Source organism: Kitasatospora azatica KCTC 9699 (assembly GCF_000744785.1).
Classification (GTDB): domain Bacteria; phylum Actinomycetota; class Actinomycetes; order Streptomycetales; family Streptomycetaceae; genus Kitasatospora; species Kitasatospora azatica.
Map to the genome: position 1 here is coordinate 4,809,887 of NZ_JQMO01000003.1, position 14,586 is coordinate 4,824,472.

Sequence of the window (14,586 nt, forward strand, 5' to 3'; positions counted from 1 at the left end):
GGATCGTCAGCTTCCGGTCGACGTGATCACGCAGGAGCGCGGGCCCAGCCTGGTCCCGGTCACCTCGCCCCAGCTCGCCAGTACGGTGCCCGGCGGCAGTTCGGCCGGCTTCTCGCCGAAGTTCAGCGCGATCCGGACCTCGCCCCGGTGGACCGTCAGCTGCCCGGCGTCCTCGTCGAACTCGACCCGGACGGCCGACAGGTCCGGGTCGGTGAGTGCCGGGTGGGCGCGGCGCAGCCGGATCAGCTGCTGGTACCAGGCCAGCAGCGCGGCGTGCTCGCCCGAGCGCGGCTCGGTCCAGTCCAGCGTGGAGCTGAGCACGGTCTCGGGCGCCTGCGGGTCGGGAACCTCCTCCGCCGTCCAGCCGTAGGCGGCGAACTCCCGGCGGCGGCCCTGTCGGACGGCCTCGGCCAGGTCCGGGTCGGTGTGGTCGGTGAAGTACTGCCAGGGGGTGGCGGCGCCCCACTCCTCGCCCATGAAGAGCATCGGGGTGAACGGCGAGGTCAGCACAAGCGGCGCGGTCAGCGCGAGCTGAGCCGCTGTCAGCCGGTCGCCGAGGGCCCGGTTGCCGACCTGGTCGTGGGTCTGCGCGTAGCCGAGCAGCCGGTGCCCGTAGGCATGCGGGAACGGGCGGCCGTGGTGGCGGCCGCGGAACGAGGACCAGGTGCCGTCGTGGAACCAGCCGCGGGTCAGGGTGCGGGCCAGCGCCGCCATCGGCGCCTGCCCGAAGTCGGCGTAGTAGCCCTGCGCCTCGCCGGAGGCGGCCGCGTGCAGCGCGTGGTGGAAGTCGTCGCTCCACTGCGCGGTCAGCCCGTAGCCGCCGGCCTGGCGGGGGTCGGTGACCCGGGGGTTGTTGAGGTCTGACTCGCCGATCAGGAAGAGCGGGCGGCCCACCGAGGCGGCCAGGGTGTCGACGGCGGTCGAGAGTTCCTCCAGGAAGTGCACCGCCCGGTCGTCGGCCAGCGCGTGCACCGCGTCCAGCCGCAGGCCGTCGATCCGGTAGTCGCGCAGCCAGGTCAGGGCGGACTCGCGCAGGTAGGCGCGGACCTCGTCGGAACCGGGCGCGTCGAGGTTGACCGCGGAGCCCCAGGGGGTCTGGTGCCGGTCGGTGAAGTACGGGCCGAAGGCGGGCAGGTAGTTGCCGGAGGGGCCGAGGTGGTTGTGCACCACGTCCAGGATCACGCCCAGGCCCTTGCGGTGCGCGGCGTCCACGAAGCGCTTGAGCCCGTCGGGGCCGCCGTAGGGCTCGTGCACGGCCCAGAGCGAGACGCCGTCGTAGCCCCAGCCGTGCCGGCCGGGGAACGGGCAGACCGGCAGCAGCTCCACGAAGTCCACGCCCAGCTCGACCAGGTGGTCGAGCCGCTGCTCGGCGCCGGCGAAGGTGCCGGCCGGGGTGAAGGTGCCGACGTGCAGCTCGTAGACCACCGAGCCGGGCAGGGCACGCCCCTGCCACGGGGTGTCGGACCAGTGGAAGGCGCTGTGGTCGACCAGCCGGCTCAGGCCGTCGGGCCCGTACGGCTGGCGGGCCGAGCGGGGGTCGGGCAGCGCCCGGCCGCCGTCCAGCCGGAAGCCGTAGTCCTGGCCGGCCGGTGCCTCGCCGTGCCACCAGCCGCCCTCGGCCCGGTCGAGCGGATGGGCCAGGCCGTCCACCTCGACCTCGACGCGGCCCGCGGACGGGGCCCAGACCTGGTACTTCACGCAGACTCCCGGGTGAGCAGAGCGACCGTCTCGACCGTGCCGTCGAACTGGCGGTCCGTCAGCAGATCGCGCCAGCGGCCCGGCAGCTCGAGCGTAGTGGGCTCGTCGCGCTGGGCGAGGGTGAACGGCAGGCGGGTCGCGATGATCGTCAAGTCGGGCCCGCGCTGGTAGGCGACCAGGTGCGGACCGGCCTCCAGGGCCCGGTAGGCGCCGAGCGGGCGGGGCAGGTGCAGCGCGGTGCGGGTGAGGTGGAGTTTGCGGCGGGCGAAGTCGGACAAGCCGACTTCCGGCGCGGAGAAGTCCACCGGCGCGCGGTTGTCCGGGTCGACCAGGGTGTAGAGCGGCTTCTCGGCCCCCTGGTACAGGTCGGGCACCCCCGGCATGGTCAGCTGCAGCAGCGCGGCGGCCAGGCTGTTGGACTGCGCGTACGGCTCCAGGAAGGCCACGAAGCGGCCGATCCGCTCGGTGAGTTCGGGCGAGGCCAGGACGGCGCGGGCGTAGTCGGTGAGCTCGGCCTCGTAGGCCGGGTCGGGGGAGGTCCAACTGGTCGCCAGCTTCGCCTCCCGGACCGACTTGAGCAGCACGCCCACCAGCCGCTCCGGCTCGATCGGCCAGGCCGCCACCAGGGTCTGCCAGAGCAGCCACTCGGCATTGCGGTCCGCCAGGTGGCCGCCGGCCAGCTCGGCCCAGGCCGCGCACTCGGCCACCCACTGCTCGGGCAGCTCGGCCAGCACCGCCAGCCGGGCCCGGGCGTCGGCGCTGCGCTTGGTGTCATGGGTGGAGAGCGTGGTCATGGTCAGCGGCCAGTGCCGCTGGATGTCCTCGCACCAGCGGTGGAAGTCGCCCGTCACGATGCCCGGGTGCGCCGGGTTGCCGCCCACCTCGTTCAGGCTGAGCAGCGGGTACCAGCGGAAGAAGGCGGTGTCCTCCACGCCCTTGGCGGCCACCGCCGAGGCGGTCTGGGCGAACCGGGTGCGGAACTCCTCCTTGGCCGGGCTGGCACCCAGGTGACCCTGGGTCAGCAGTTCGACGAACTGCTTGGTGGACTCCGGCGTCCCTATCGTCCGCTCGGCCGGGAACGGGTAGGGCCGGTAGACCGTGTAGTGGGTGAACAGCTCGCAGAGCGCCTCGCGGACCGCCAGCGGCTCGTGGTCGGCCAGGGCCGGCTCCTCGGCGCAGATCCGGCCGGCCAGCCGGACGAGGCGGTTCAGCTCGGCGGCCAGCTCGCCGCGCGGGGCGGTCATCTCGGCGCGGCCCTGGCGGGCGGCCTCGCCGGCGCTGCCGCGGATGCCGGTGTAGTCGGCGTACAGCTCGGTGAGCCGGCACACCCCGGGGCCGTCGGTGAGTACCCCGTCGATGTGCCGCAGCGCGTCGTAGCCGGTGGTCCCGGCGCACGGCCAGTCCTCCGGCAGCCGCTCCAGGCCGGTGAGGATCTTCTCCACCACGGTGTAGGCGCCGCCGCTGGCCTCGGCCAGGCAGCGCAGGTAGCCGCGCGGGTCGGCCAGGCCGTCCGGGTGGTCCACCCGGAAGCCGTCGATCACGCCCTCCGCGTGCAGCCGCAGCAGCACCCCGTGGGTGGCTTGGAAGACCTCGCGGTTCTCCACCCGCAGTGCGATCAGGTCGTTGATGGTGAAGAACCGGCGGTAGTTGAGCTCGGTGCCGGCCAGCCGCCACCAGGCCAGCCGGTAGTGCTGACGGTCCAGCAGCTGCGGCAGCGGCAGCCGCTCGGTGCCCGGGCGCAGCGGGAAGACGTGGTCGAAGTAGCGCAGCGTGTCCTGGTCGACCTTCAGCTGGTCCAGTACCGCGCCGAGCCGGTCGCCGAGCACCGGCAGCAGGATCCGGCCGTTCTGGGCCGCCCAGTCGATGTCGAACCAGTGCGCGTACGGCGAGTTCGGGCCGTCCCGGAGGACTTGCCACAGTGGGCTGTTGAGTCGCTCGGGGACCGGCACCGCCATGTGGTTGGGCACGATGTCGGCGATCAGCCGCAGTCCGTGCTCGTGCGCGGTGGCGGCGAGCGCGCGCAGGGCGTGCTCGCCGCCGAGCTGCTCACTGACTCTGCTGTGGTCGACCGTGTCGTACCCGTGGGTCGAGCCCGGGGTCGCCTCCAGCAGGGGTGACAGGTGCAGATGGGAGACGCCGAGCCCGGCCAGGTACGGGACGGCGGACGCGGCGTCCGCGAGCGTGAACGAGGGCTGGAGTTGCAGCCGGTAGCTCGCCGTGGGAGGTGAGATCACACGCCATTGCTACCCGCTTGATCGACCCGGTACGACCCGAATTGATCGGACGACACCGGACTGTGTGTCAAGCGGGTCGCTGAAGTACCAGCAAGGAGCGGTCGGCGAGCCAGAGTCCGTCGCCCGCCTTGACTCGAAGTCCGGTCCCCGGAGTCGGGAGTGTCGCCTCGGTGGTGTCCACCACCACCTGCCACTCCTCACCGTGCTCCTTGGGCACGGTGAACTGCAGCGACTCATGGTGCGCGTTGAACATCAGCAGGAACGAGTCGTCGGTGATCCGGCCGCCGCGCCGGTCGGGCTCTGAGATCGCGGCGCCGTTCAGGAAGACCGACAGCGACTTGGCGTAGCTGGCGCTCCAGTCCTGCTCGGTCATCTCCTCCCCGCCGGGGGTGAACCAGGCGATGTCGGTGAGCTCGTCGTGCGCGGTGGCCACCGGGCGGCCGCGGAAGAAGCGGCGGCGCCGGAAGACCGGGTGGTTGCGCCGCAGCCAGACCATGCCCTGGGTGAACTCCAACAGGTCCGACTGCTGCGGCCAGTGCACCCAGGAGAGCTCGTTGTCCTGGCAGTAGGCGTTGTTGTTGCCGAACTGGGTGCGGCCCAGCTCGTCGCCGTGCGCGAGCATCGGCACGCCCTGGGAGAGCAGCAGGGTGGCGATGAAGTTGCGCTGCTGGCGGCCCCTCAGCTCCAGCACCTGCGGATCGGTGGTCGGGCCCTCCGCACCGCAGTTCCACGAGCGGTTGAAGGATTCTCCGTCCCGGTTCTGCTCGCCGTTGGCCTCGTTGTGCTTGTCGTTGTAGGAGACCAGGTCGCGCAGGGTGAAACCGTCGTGGCAGGTGACGAAGTTGATCGAGGCGATCGGGCGCCGGCCGTCGTGCTGGTATAGGTCGGAGGAGCCGGTCAGCCGGGAGCCGAACTCGGCGAGGGTGGCGTTCTCACCGCGCCACAGGTCCCGCACGGTGTCCCGGTACTTGCCGTTCCACTCGGTCCACAGCGGGGGGAAGTTGCCCACCTGGTAGCCGCCCTCGCCGACGTCCCAGGGCTCGGCGATCAGCTTGGCCTGGGAGACCACCGGGTCCTGCTGGACCAGGTCGAAGAACGAGGAGAGCCGGTCCACCTCGTGGAACTGGCGGGCCAGGGTGGCCGCGAGGTCGAAGCGGAAGCCGTCCACGTGCATCTCGGTGACCCAGTAGCGCAGCGAGTCCATGATCAGCTGCAGCACGTGCGGGCTGCGCATCAGCAGGCTGTTGCCGGTGCCGGTGGTGTCCATGTAGTACCGGCGGTCGGCGGCCAGCCGGTAGTACGAGGCGTTGTCCAGGCCGCGCATGGAGAGCGTGGGGCCAAGGTGGTTGCCCTCGGCGGTGTGGTTGTAGACCACGTCCAGGATCACCTCGATCCCCGCCGCGTGCAGCGCCTTGACCATCGACTTGAACTCCTGGACCTGCTGGCCCCGGTCGCCGACCGAGGAGAAGGAGCCGTGCGGGGCGAAGAAACCGATCGTGTTGTAGCCCCAGTAGTTGGACAGGCCCAGATCGCGCAGCCGGTGGTCGCGGACGAACTGGTGCACCGGCATCAGCTCCAGCGCCGTCACACCGAGCTTGCACAGGTGCTCGATCAGCGCCGGGTGGGCGAGCGCCGCGTAGGTGCCGCGGATCTCCTCCGGGATGCCCGGATGCAGCTTGGTGAGGCCCTTGACGTGCGCCTCGTAGATCACCGACCGGTGGTAGTCGGTGCGCGGCGGCCGGTCGTTGCCCCAGTCGAAGTAGGGGTTGATGACCACCGAGTGCATGGTGTGCGGTCCCGAGTCCAGGTCGTTGCGGCGCTCGGGCGCGCCGAAGTGGTATCCGTAGACCGACTCCTCCCAGTCGATGGTGCCGCTCATCGCCTTGGCGTAAGGGTCGAGCAGCAGCTTCGCGCTGTTGTGGCGCTGGCCGCGCGCCGGATCGTAGGGACCGTGCACCCGGAAGCCGTACCGCTGGCCGGGCTGGATGCCCGGGAGGTAGGCGTGCCGGACGAACGCGTCGGTCTCCCGTAGCTCGACCGTCTGCTCGGACCCGTCCGGGCCGAGCAGGCACAGCTCGATACGGTCGGCGCTCTCGGAGAACACCGCGAAGTTGGTGCCCACCCCGTCATAGGTGGCACCCAGGGGGTACGGTTGCCCTGGCCAGACCTGCATAAGCCTCAACTTCCCTGGTGTCAAGAGGAGCTGACGCTCCATCGGGACGTTGGCGCACCGCTGGCTGCGGTATGCCCGGCGATGCGCTCGGCAATGTCTGCGCGCCGCCCAGCTGTGACGTACGGCATAGTGCCGATCGACATTCTGTTATGTGGCATGGTTGCCGCTCCGATCGCATTCTGACGCTCTTTTGGGCCGCTTTCGCCCGAACGGGTGTCCGGCGGGCCGGTTCTGACTGTCCTTACGGATGTTTCGCCGCATGCTGTGGGAGACGACACCGCGCCCTGCTGGCAGTACCCTTGATCGTCACGCCGCCTCCGTCGGGGAGGGCGGCCGAGAGGTGAGGTTGCGCATGGGCGTCTTTGTCGGTGGCGGTCCCGCCGACGAGTGGCCCGACGGTCCCGGCGGAGCGTCCCCCCTCACCCCGCGCACCGAGGCGCCGACCGTGGTGCTCGGCTCGCCCGGCGGCGGCCGGCTCATCCCCGGTCAGAACAGCGGCGACAGCACCGCCCCGGGCTGGAGCCCCGAGCAGTGGCAGCGCGCCTACCAGCGGGTCCGGCTGACCGGCCGGGCCTACGTCTGGCTCAACCTGGTCGAGCAGCGGCTGCGGTCACTCCTGGACGAGCTGCTGCGCCCGGTCTACGCCCCCGCCCACGGCGCCGACTGGGTCACCGCCGCGGCCGGGCCGGTCGGCGAGGAGTGGGTGCGCCGGGCCGCCGCCGTGCGCGAGGTCAGCCGGCGCAAGGGCTTCCTGCTCGACCCGGCCGACGACGACCCGCTGGTCTTCCTGACCCTGCCCCAGCTGCGCGAGCTGATGGTCCAGCACTGGCCCTGCTTCGAGCCGTACCTGGACGACCGCCGGGAGATCGAGCTGGCGCTGGACGAGCTGGAAGTGGCCCGGCACGTGGTCTCGCGCAACCGCAGCCTCTCGGCCACCGTGCTGGCCCAGACCGAGCGGGCCGCGGCCCGGGTGCTCGGCCTGCTGGACGGACGCCCGGCCGGCGCCGTCGGGCTGCCCGCCGACGTCATCGAGGAGCTGGTCGCCGGCCGGTACGCGGACGTGGCCGCGGTGCACGCCGACCGGGTCCGGCTGCAGCGCGACCTGCCGGTGGAGGACCTGTTGGCGGGTGCCCGGCGGCTCGACGCGCTCGGCATCGGGCTGGGCATGCTCTGTCAGAACTTCACCGGCAAGCGGCTGGTGCGGCTGGCCGCCGAGGGCTGCCGGGTGCGGCTGCTCTTCCTCAACCCCGCCAGCAGCGCGGTGCGCCGCCGCGAGCGCGAACTCGGGCTCGGGCGCGGCGAGCTGTCCCGCTCGATCGAGATGAACATCATGCACGTCCGCCGGGTCCGGGCCCGGCTGCGCGACCAGGGCGCCTTCGAGATCCGGGTGTTCGACGAGACCCCCCGGTTCACCGCCTACCTGGTGGAGGGCGCCCGACTGCCCGGCTCGCGCCGCCGCACCGGGGACCTCGGCGTGGTCCAGCCCTACCTGCGCCGGGCCCGCGGGATCGAGTCCCCGGCCCTGGTGTTGCGCGCTTCGCCCGGTGCCCCGGAGGACGCCGAGCCGGGCCTGCTGGACGTCTACCGGGAGGAGTTCGAGGGCGTCTGGGCGGACTCACGGCCAGTCAGCTGAGCCTTGCCTAACTTTGTGACGTACCCCGCGTGGACTCCTGCTTCCAGGGCTAGCTAAGGTATGCCTAAGCTAAGCGCGGTTGTCGCGCTTGGCGGCACACGGACGCCAAGGGGAGTTCAGCACCCATGTGGGACGACGCTTTTCCAAGCTTTCTGATCGGGCTCAGGGAGGGGCTGGAAGCGGGACTCGTCGTCTCGATCCTGGTCGCGACCCTGGTCCGCTCGGACCAGAAGGGGCGCCTGCCGCAGGTCTGGACGGGAGTCCTGGCCGCGATCGCGCTGGCACTCAGCTTCGGCGCCGTCCTCACCTTCACCGCGGCCAACCTCTCCGGCACCGCCCAGGAGGCCTTCGGCGGCACGCTCAGCCTGATCGCGGTGGCCTTCGTCACCGGCATGGTCTTCTGGATGCGCCGCTCGGCCCGTACCCTCTCCTCGGAGATCCGCGAGAAGGTCACCGCCGCGCTCACCATGGGCACCGGAGTGCTCGTCGTCACCAGCTTCCTGGCGGTGGGTCGGGAGGGCCTGGAGACCTCGCTCTTCCTGTGGACCACCGCGCGCTCCGCCGGTGAGGCGACCGGCCCCGCGATCGGCGCGGCGATCGGCCTGGTGCTGGCCGCCGGCCTCTGCTGGGGCCTGTACCGCCGGGTGCTGAAGATCAACCTGACCAGGTTCTTCACCTACACCGGCATCGTGCTGATCGTCATCGCGGCCGGCGTGCTCAGCTACGGCCTGCGCGACCTGCAGGAGGGCGGCGTGCTGCCCGGCGCGCACGCCTACGCCTTCGACCTCAGCGGCTCGCTGGACGCCGGCTCCTGGTACGCGACGCTGGTGCAGGGCGTGTTCAACCTGACCGTCACCATGACCTGGCTGCAGGTGGCCGGTTACGTGCTCTACCTGGCGATCGTGATGACCCTGTTCGTCCGCGGCCTGAAGGGTGCGGCGGCGACCGCGCCCAAGGCCGCAGAGTCCGCGACCTCGCCGGCGGACGAGCGGCCCGGCGGTTCCCGCAACCGCTGGCTGGTCCCGGCCGCCCTGGTGGCCGTCCCCGCGGTGCTGGCCACCGCGGTGATCGCCGCCAGCAACGGCAAGCCGGCCGCCGCCGCGACCGTCACGGTCTCCGACGCCAAGGAGGAGTGCGGAAAGGGCTTCAGCACCCCGCAGCCCGGCCAGCAGACCTTCCAGATGCACAACACGGGCAGCAAGACCTCCGAGGTGTACCTGGTCAACCCGGCCACCAACGCGGTTTACGGCGAGATCGAGGGCCTGGCCCCCGGCACCACCCGCCCGCTCACCGCCACCATCGGCAGCGGCGACCTGGCCTGGCGCTGCGTGCCCACCGGCGGCGACGCGGTCACCTCGGCCGCCGTGCACGTCACCGGCGGACCGGCCGTCAAGGCGGTGCTGCCGGTCGCCGAGGACGACCTCAAGGCCCCGCTCGACCAGTACAAGAGCTACGTCAACACCGGCCTGGCCGAGCTGCTGACGCTGACCCAGCACCTCCAGGTCGACGTGCACGGCGGCGACCTGACCACCGCCAAGGCCAGCTGGCTCACCGCCCACCTCAAGTACTCCTCGCTGGGCGCCGCCTACGGCACCTTCGCCGACCTGGACAAGAAGATCAACGGCCGTGCCGACGGCCTGCCGGACGGCGTGAACGACAAGGACTTCACCGGCTTCCACCGGGTCGAGTACGGCCTGTGGCACGGCCAGAGCGCCGCCGACCTCACCCCGGCCGTCGACCAGCTCGTCGCCGACGTAGCGGACCTCGGCCAGAAGTTCCCCGGCCAGGACTTCGACGCCACCGACCTGCCGCTGCGCACCCACGAGATCCTGGAGAACACCCTCCAGTTCGAGCTCACCGGTGACACCGACGCGGGCAGCGGCAGCAACCTGGCCACCGCCCAGGCCAACGTGGCCGGCACCCAGGAGCTGCTGACGGTCCTTCAGCCGCTGATCGAGGCCCGCAGCCCGGAGCTGCTCGGCACCGTCAACGCCGGCATGAAGCGCCTCGGCGACCTGCTGGCCGCCGCCCACCGCGCGGACGGCAGCTGGACCCCGGTGCAGCAGCTCGACCCCAAGGCGCGGACGCAGCTCAACGGTGCCACCGGCCAGCTGCTCGAAGACCTCGCCCCGATTCCCGACCTTCTTGAGATCCGGAAGTCCGCCTGATGACCAGCCAGTCCACCACCTCCGGTTCCTGCCCGTTCCCGCACGCCGCCGCTGTCGCCGCCACCGAGCCGGTCTCCGCCTGCCCGGCGGCGCCCGCCCGGCGCAGCTTCCTGGGCGCTGCGCTCGGCGTCGGCGCGGCGGGTGCCGCGCTGGCCGGCGGCGCGCTCGCGCTGGGCGGCTCGGCCGCCCCGGCCGCGGCCGCCGCCCCCGGCGACACCGTGGTCCCGTTCCACGGCGAGCACCAGGCGGGCGTCCTGACCGCGGCGCCGGCCTACGCGATGTTCGTCTCCTTCGACGTGATCGCCGCCGACCGCCCGGCGTTGGAGCAGCTCTTCCACACCCTGACCGAGCGGATCCGCTTCCTGACCGCCGGCGGCACCCCGCCGGACCTTGGTGTCGGCGCCCCGCCGGCCGACAACGGCATCCTCGGCCCGACCGTGCCCAGCGACAGCCTCACCGTGACGGTCGGCGTCGGCGCCTCGCTCTTCGACGACCGCTACGGCCTGGCCAAGGCCAAGCCGGTCAAGCTCGGTCCGATGAAGACCTTCCCCAACGACAACCTGCAGGCCGCCGAACTGCACGGCGACCTCTCGCTGCAGATCTGCGCCGGCAGCCAGGACACGGTGCTGCACGCGCTGCGCGACATCGCCCGGCACACCCGCGGCGCGATGCAGGTCAAGTGGCGGATCGACGGCTTCCAGAGCGCCCCGCGTCCGACCGGCGCGCAGCGCAACCTGCTCGGCTTCAAGGACGGCATCGCCAACCCCGACGTCAAGTCGGGCCGGGAGATGGACAAGCTGGTCTGGGTCAAGGACGGCATGGGCGAGCCCGGCTGGGCCACCGGCGGCAGCTACCAGGTGATTCGGATCATCCGGATGCTGGTCGAGTTCTGGGACCGGGTCTCGCTGGCCGAGCAGGAGAAGATGTTCGGCCGCCGCAAGGACACCGGCGCCCCGCTGGACGGCGCCAAGGAGACCGACGCCCCCGACTACGCCAAGGACCCGGACGGCAAGGCGATCCCGTTGGACGCCCACATCCGGCTGGCCAACCCGCGCGACGAGAAGACCGACGACTCGCGGATCCTGCGCCGCGGCTACAACTACGACCGCGGCGTGGACAAGGTCGGCAACCTCGACATGGGCCTCGCCTTCTGCTGCTACCAGCAGGACGTGGTCCGCCAGTTCGAGGCCACCCAGACCCGGCTGATCGACGAGCCGCTGGTGGACTACATCTCGCCGACCGGCGGCGGCTACTTCTTCGTGCTGCCGGGCGCGCGCGACACCAACGACTGGCTCGGCCGGGGGATGTTCGCGGCCGCCTGATCCCTCCGTGCACCCCCTGCTGCCGCCTCGGGCCCCGGGCCCGAGGCGGCACTGTCACAGGTGGCGGCGATGATGGGGCACGTCAAGGTGACACTCGGACGGAAGGCGCGGGTGATGGGTGAGCTGAGCTGGGCCTGCGGTCCGTTGACGGCATTCGATCTGGAGACCACGGGGACGGACGTCGAGCACGACCGGATCGTCACCGCGGCGTTGATCAGACTGGAGGACGCCACGGCGCCGCCCAGCGCGCGCACTTGGCTGCTCGACCCGGGGATGGCGATACCCGACGGGGCGGCCGCCATCCACGGCATCTCCACCGAGTACGCCCGGGCCCACGGTGGCCCGGCCGCCGAGGGCGTCGAGGAGATCACCCGAGCGGTGGCCGAGTCGCTTTCCTCGGGCATCCCGCTGGTGATCATGAACGCCAGGTACGACCTCTCGCTGCTGGACCGCGAGTGCCGCCGACACGGCGTCACACCGCTCTCCGCGCGGTTGGGCGGCGCCCTCTCGCCGGTGATCGACCCGCTGGTGCTGGACAAGAACCTGGACCGCTACCGCAAGGGCAAGCGCAACCTCCAGGCGCTCTGCGAGCACTACGGGGTGCCGCTGGACCACGCGCACGAGGCCGGTGCCGACGCGGTGGCCGCCGCCGGGGTGGCCCGCCGGCTCGGCGAGCTCTTCCCGGCCGCCGGCGCCGTCTCGGCGGCCGAGCTGCACGAGCTCCAGGTGCGGGCGGCGGCCGAGCAAGCGGCTTCCTTCGAGCAGTACCTGCGGCGCACCTCCGACCCGCGGGCCTCGGTGGAACCGGCCTGGCCGGTGATTCCGTACGCGGTGGTCGGGTAGCAGTCTGACGGTACGTCAGATGATCGCGCGGCAGTGGGACTTGGACTCGGTGCAGAGCCGGGCGTCGATGTGGTCGTCCTGGTGGTAGCGGCCGTCGTTGGGGTAGCGGGTGTGATACTCCACGAGGGTGGCCACCTGGTCCGGGCCGGGCTGGATGGTGCGCTGGTGGACCGGGCTGTACAGCGGGTCGCCGGTGAGACTGACCTTCTCGACGGTGTTCAACCAGACCGAGAAGAACTCGAACCCGGCCTGGGAGGCGACCATGCCGGGTGCGTTTCCATTCCCCTTGTCCTGGGTGAGCGTGGACACCCTGGTGTACATGCTGCAGACCCCCAGGGCAAGAAGTGCCAGCGCTGTCACAGCCGTTGCGGTTCTTCGTCCCACGGCGTCCCCCCCACGGTGCCTGCCCCGGACGGGTCCTAGCCCGCCGGGAAGTCGAAGGTGTACCCCTGCTGGACCAGCCACGGAAGCAGCTGGCCCAGCGCGGCGACGGTCTGGCTGCGGTCGCCGCCGCCGTCGTGCATCAGGATGATGCCACCGGGCTTGAGCTGCTTCTGGGCGGTGGCGAGGATCTTGTCGGCACCGGGCTTGGCCCAGTCACGGGTGTCCACGGTCCAGCCGAGCGGGCGCAGGCCGTCCTGCACGGCGATCTGGCGGTTCTCGGCGCTGAAGTCGCCGCCGGGCGCCCGGAACCAGCCGACCTGGGTGCCCGGGCCGCCGGCCTGGATGATCATGTCCTTGGCCGCGGTGATCTCGAAGACCTGGCGGTCGTGCAGCAGCGTGTGCATCGGCTGCGGGTGGTGCACGGTGTGGTCGCAGAGGCGGTGGCCGTCGGCCAGGATCCGCTTGACCAGGGCCGGGTTGGCGGTGGCCTGCGGGCCGATCTCGCAGAAGGTCGCCTTGGCGTGGTACTGCGCCAGCAGGTCGAGGATCGGGCCGGTGGCCGGGCCCGGGCCGTCGTCGAAGGTGAGGGCGACGGTCCTGCCGTTGCCCGGGCCGGTGGCGGTCGAGTAGACGATCGCGGAGCCGGGGGCGTCCGGCGCGGGCAGCGGCGCGGCCGCGGTGGTCGCGGGGGAGCCGGGGGTGCTCGGGGCGCTGGGAGTGCCGGGAGCGCCGGTTGCGCCGGGGGTGCCGCTCGGGTGCCTGGTCGGCTCGGCCGCGGCGCCGGTCTGGGTGCCGGTCGGGCTGCTCGGACCGGTGGGGCTGCTGCTCGGGCTCGGCACGGCGCTCGGGCTGCCGCTCGTGCTGCTCAGGGTCAGGTTCGCGGTCGGGCGGGCCTGGGACTGGGTGGCGCCCTGGGCGGCGCCGCACGCGCAGGCGAGGGCGAGCGTGAGGACTGCCGCGCAGCCCGCGGCGGCGCGACGGAGCGGGGTGCGGCGGGTGCCGAGGTCCGACATGCGGCAGCTCCTGACGTGGTACCTGCCGCCCGGTGTGGATGCGGCTGCTCCCTACGACGATGGCTGCTCAACAGGCAGTTCCGAAAGGATGTAAGTATCTTGAGATCTTTCTCACCGGCAGCTGGGAGCCCGCTCTCAGAACGCCTGCCAGCGCACCGAAGGGTCCGCCTCGCGCAGTGAGGCCACCCGGCGCCGGAACTCGGCCAGAGCCGCCGCGTTGCCCGGCACGTGCTGCGCCACCCAGGCCGCGCCCGCCGTCTCCCGGGCCGCCTGCAGCACCCCGCAGCCGGCCCAGTCCCGGACGTCCCAGCCGTAGCCGCGGGTGAAGGCGAGGTAGTCCTCCTCCGGCACGCCGTAGCGCAGGCAGCCGAGGGCGAGTACCACCAGGTCGTGCTCGCGCAGGTCGTCCGCCACGGTCTCCAGGTCCAGCAGGATCGGTCCGTCCGGGCCCAGGTGGACGTTGCGCGGCAGGGCGTCGCCGTGGATCACGCCGGTGGGCAGCAGCGGGACCAGGGTGGGGATCTCCTCGGTCAGCTCCGCGGCCCGCTTGAGCAGGAAGTCGGCGTCGGCCGGGTCGAGGTGCCCCTCGGCGGACCGCAGCCAGCGCGGTACCGGGGCCAGCAACTCCCGCCTGGGCAACGGCGCGACGGGTGCCGGTGGCGCGGACAGCAGGTGCAGCGCCCGCAGCAGCGGGCCGAGGTCACCGAAGCCGGCCGGCCGCACGGCCGGCGCCAGGCGATGCCAGAAGGTGACCGGATGGCCGGCCGCGTCCACCGGGGTGCCCGCCGGCTGGTCCGCCAGGTCGTCGGCCGGGCGGACCACCGGGATGCCCGCGCCGTCCAGCCAGCGGGCCACGGTCAGCTCGTGTGCCGCCCGGCCGGTCAGGGCACCGCTGCGGCCGACCTTGGCGACCAGTGCCGGGGCGCCGAGGTCGAAGACCGCGTTCTCGCCGAAGGCGAGCAGCCGGGCGCCGGACGGATCGGGCAGGCCGGCCGTGGCACAGGCCAGGGCGAGCAGGGCGCGCGCCCGGGGCTCGTCGAAGCGCGGTTCGGTGCGATCTTGCATGGCAATGACGGTACCGGCCGTTCCCCCCTGGGGAGGGGGAACGGCCGGTGGAT

At 72.2% G+C, this 14,586-nt stretch carries 10 protein-coding genes; 4 read left to right on the plus strand and 6 right to left on the minus strand.

The genetic code is table 11. The features are described from left to right. Positions 1-6: 6 nt before the first annotated feature. The 3 genes from treZ to glgX all read right to left on the minus strand — a co-directional run bounded on the left by treZ (position 7) and on the right by glgX (position 6,105). Positions 7-1,698 carry a malto-oligosyltrehalose trehalohydrolase gene (gene treZ, locus BR98_RS32060; RefSeq protein WP_035850396.1) on the minus strand — a complete coding sequence of 564 codons (1,692 nt, stop codon included), beginning with the start codon at positions 1,696-1,698 and terminating at the stop codon, positions 7-9. Beyond that, entirely contained in the window at positions 1,695-3,932 is a 2,238-nt protein-coding gene (gene treY, locus BR98_RS32065; RefSeq protein ID WP_051970586.1) for a malto-oligosyltrehalose synthase, read from the minus strand. The genes treZ and treY overlap by 4 nt, the downstream gene beginning before the upstream one ends. Before the next feature lie 67 nt (positions 3,933-3,999). Further along, on the minus strand, positions 4,000-6,105 hold the full coding sequence (glgX, locus tag BR98_RS32070) for a glycogen debranching protein GlgX (protein ID WP_035850398.1): 2,106 nt from the start codon (positions 6,103-6,105) through the stop codon (positions 4,000-4,002). Positions 6,106-6,457: 352 nt separating this feature from the next. On the opposite strand from glgX, the gene BR98_RS32075 reads away from it, so the two are divergent. The 4 genes from BR98_RS32075 to BR98_RS32090 all read left to right on the plus strand — a co-directional run bounded on the left by BR98_RS32075 (position 6,458) and on the right by BR98_RS32090 (position 12,071). After that, a complete protein-coding gene (locus tag BR98_RS32075; RefSeq protein WP_232247750.1) occupies positions 6,458-7,738 on the plus strand; it encodes an SAV2148 family HEPN domain-containing protein in 1,281 nt (426 codons plus the stop codon). A gap of 125 nt (positions 7,739-7,863) precedes the next feature. Beyond that, positions 7,864-9,906, plus strand: coding sequence for an iron uptake transporter permease EfeU (gene efeU, locus BR98_RS32080; protein ID WP_035850401.1), 2,043 nt, complete (start codon positions 7,864-7,866; stop codon positions 9,904-9,906). Further along, complete coding sequence (gene efeB / locus BR98_RS32085) at positions 9,906-11,228, plus strand: iron uptake transporter deferrochelatase/peroxidase subunit (RefSeq protein ID WP_035850407.1); 1,323 nt, start codon at positions 9,906-9,908, stop codon at positions 11,226-11,228. Before efeU ends, efeB begins: the two co-directional genes overlap by 1 nt. A 123-nt stretch (positions 11,229-11,351) precedes the next feature. Then, on the plus strand, positions 11,352-12,071 hold the full coding sequence (locus BR98_RS32090; protein ID WP_035854551.1) for a 3'-5' exonuclease: 720 nt from the start codon (positions 11,352-11,354) through the stop codon (positions 12,069-12,071). 15 nt (positions 12,072-12,086) lie between these two features. Here BR98_RS32090 and BR98_RS32095 read toward each other — a convergent pair whose 3' ends face one another. The 3 genes from BR98_RS32095 to BR98_RS32105 all read right to left on the minus strand — a co-directional run bounded on the left by BR98_RS32095 (position 12,087) and on the right by BR98_RS32105 (position 14,533). Beyond that, on the minus strand, positions 12,087-12,392 hold the full coding sequence (locus BR98_RS32095; protein WP_157538016.1) for a hypothetical protein: 306 nt from the start codon (positions 12,390-12,392) through the stop codon (positions 12,087-12,089). Positions 12,393-12,490: 98 nt separating this feature from the next. Further along, positions 12,491-13,468, minus strand: a complete 978-nt coding sequence (locus BR98_RS32100; protein ID WP_083977234.1) for a polysaccharide deacetylase family protein — start codon at positions 13,466-13,468, stop codon at positions 12,491-12,493. A gap of 135 nt (positions 13,469-13,603) precedes the next feature. After that, complete coding sequence (locus tag BR98_RS32105) at positions 13,604-14,533, minus strand: phosphotransferase enzyme family protein (protein ID WP_035850415.1); 930 nt, start codon at positions 14,531-14,533, stop codon at positions 13,604-13,606. Positions 14,534-14,586: the final 53 nt, after the last annotated feature.

What these genes read in the sequence shown, in the direction of transcription:
- glgX (WP_035850398.1), bottom strand. Translation starts at nt 6,105, where the DNA reads ATGCAGGTCTGGCCAGGGCAACCGTACCCCCTGGGTGCCACCTATGAC.
- BR98_RS32075 (WP_232247750.1), top strand. Translation starts at nt 6,458, where the DNA reads ATGGGCGTCTTTGTCGGTGGCGGTCCCGCCGACGAGTGGCCCGACGGT.
- efeU (WP_035850401.1), top strand. Translation starts at nt 7,864, where the DNA reads ATGTGGGACGACGCTTTTCCAAGCTTTCTGATCGGGCTCAGGGAGGGG.
- efeB (WP_035850407.1), top strand. Translation starts at nt 9,906, where the DNA reads ATGACCAGCCAGTCCACCACCTCCGGTTCCTGCCCGTTCCCGCACGCC.
- BR98_RS32095 (WP_157538016.1), bottom strand. Translation starts at nt 12,392, where the DNA reads ATGTACACCAGGGTGTCCACGCTCACCCAGGACAAGGGGAATGGAAAC.
- BR98_RS32100 (WP_083977234.1), bottom strand. Translation starts at nt 13,468, where the DNA reads ATGTCGGACCTCGGCACCCGCCGCACCCCGCTCCGTCGCGCCGCCGCG.
- BR98_RS32105 (WP_035850415.1), bottom strand. Translation starts at nt 14,533, where the DNA reads ATGCAAGATCGCACCGAACCGCGCTTCGACGAGCCCCGGGCGCGCGCC.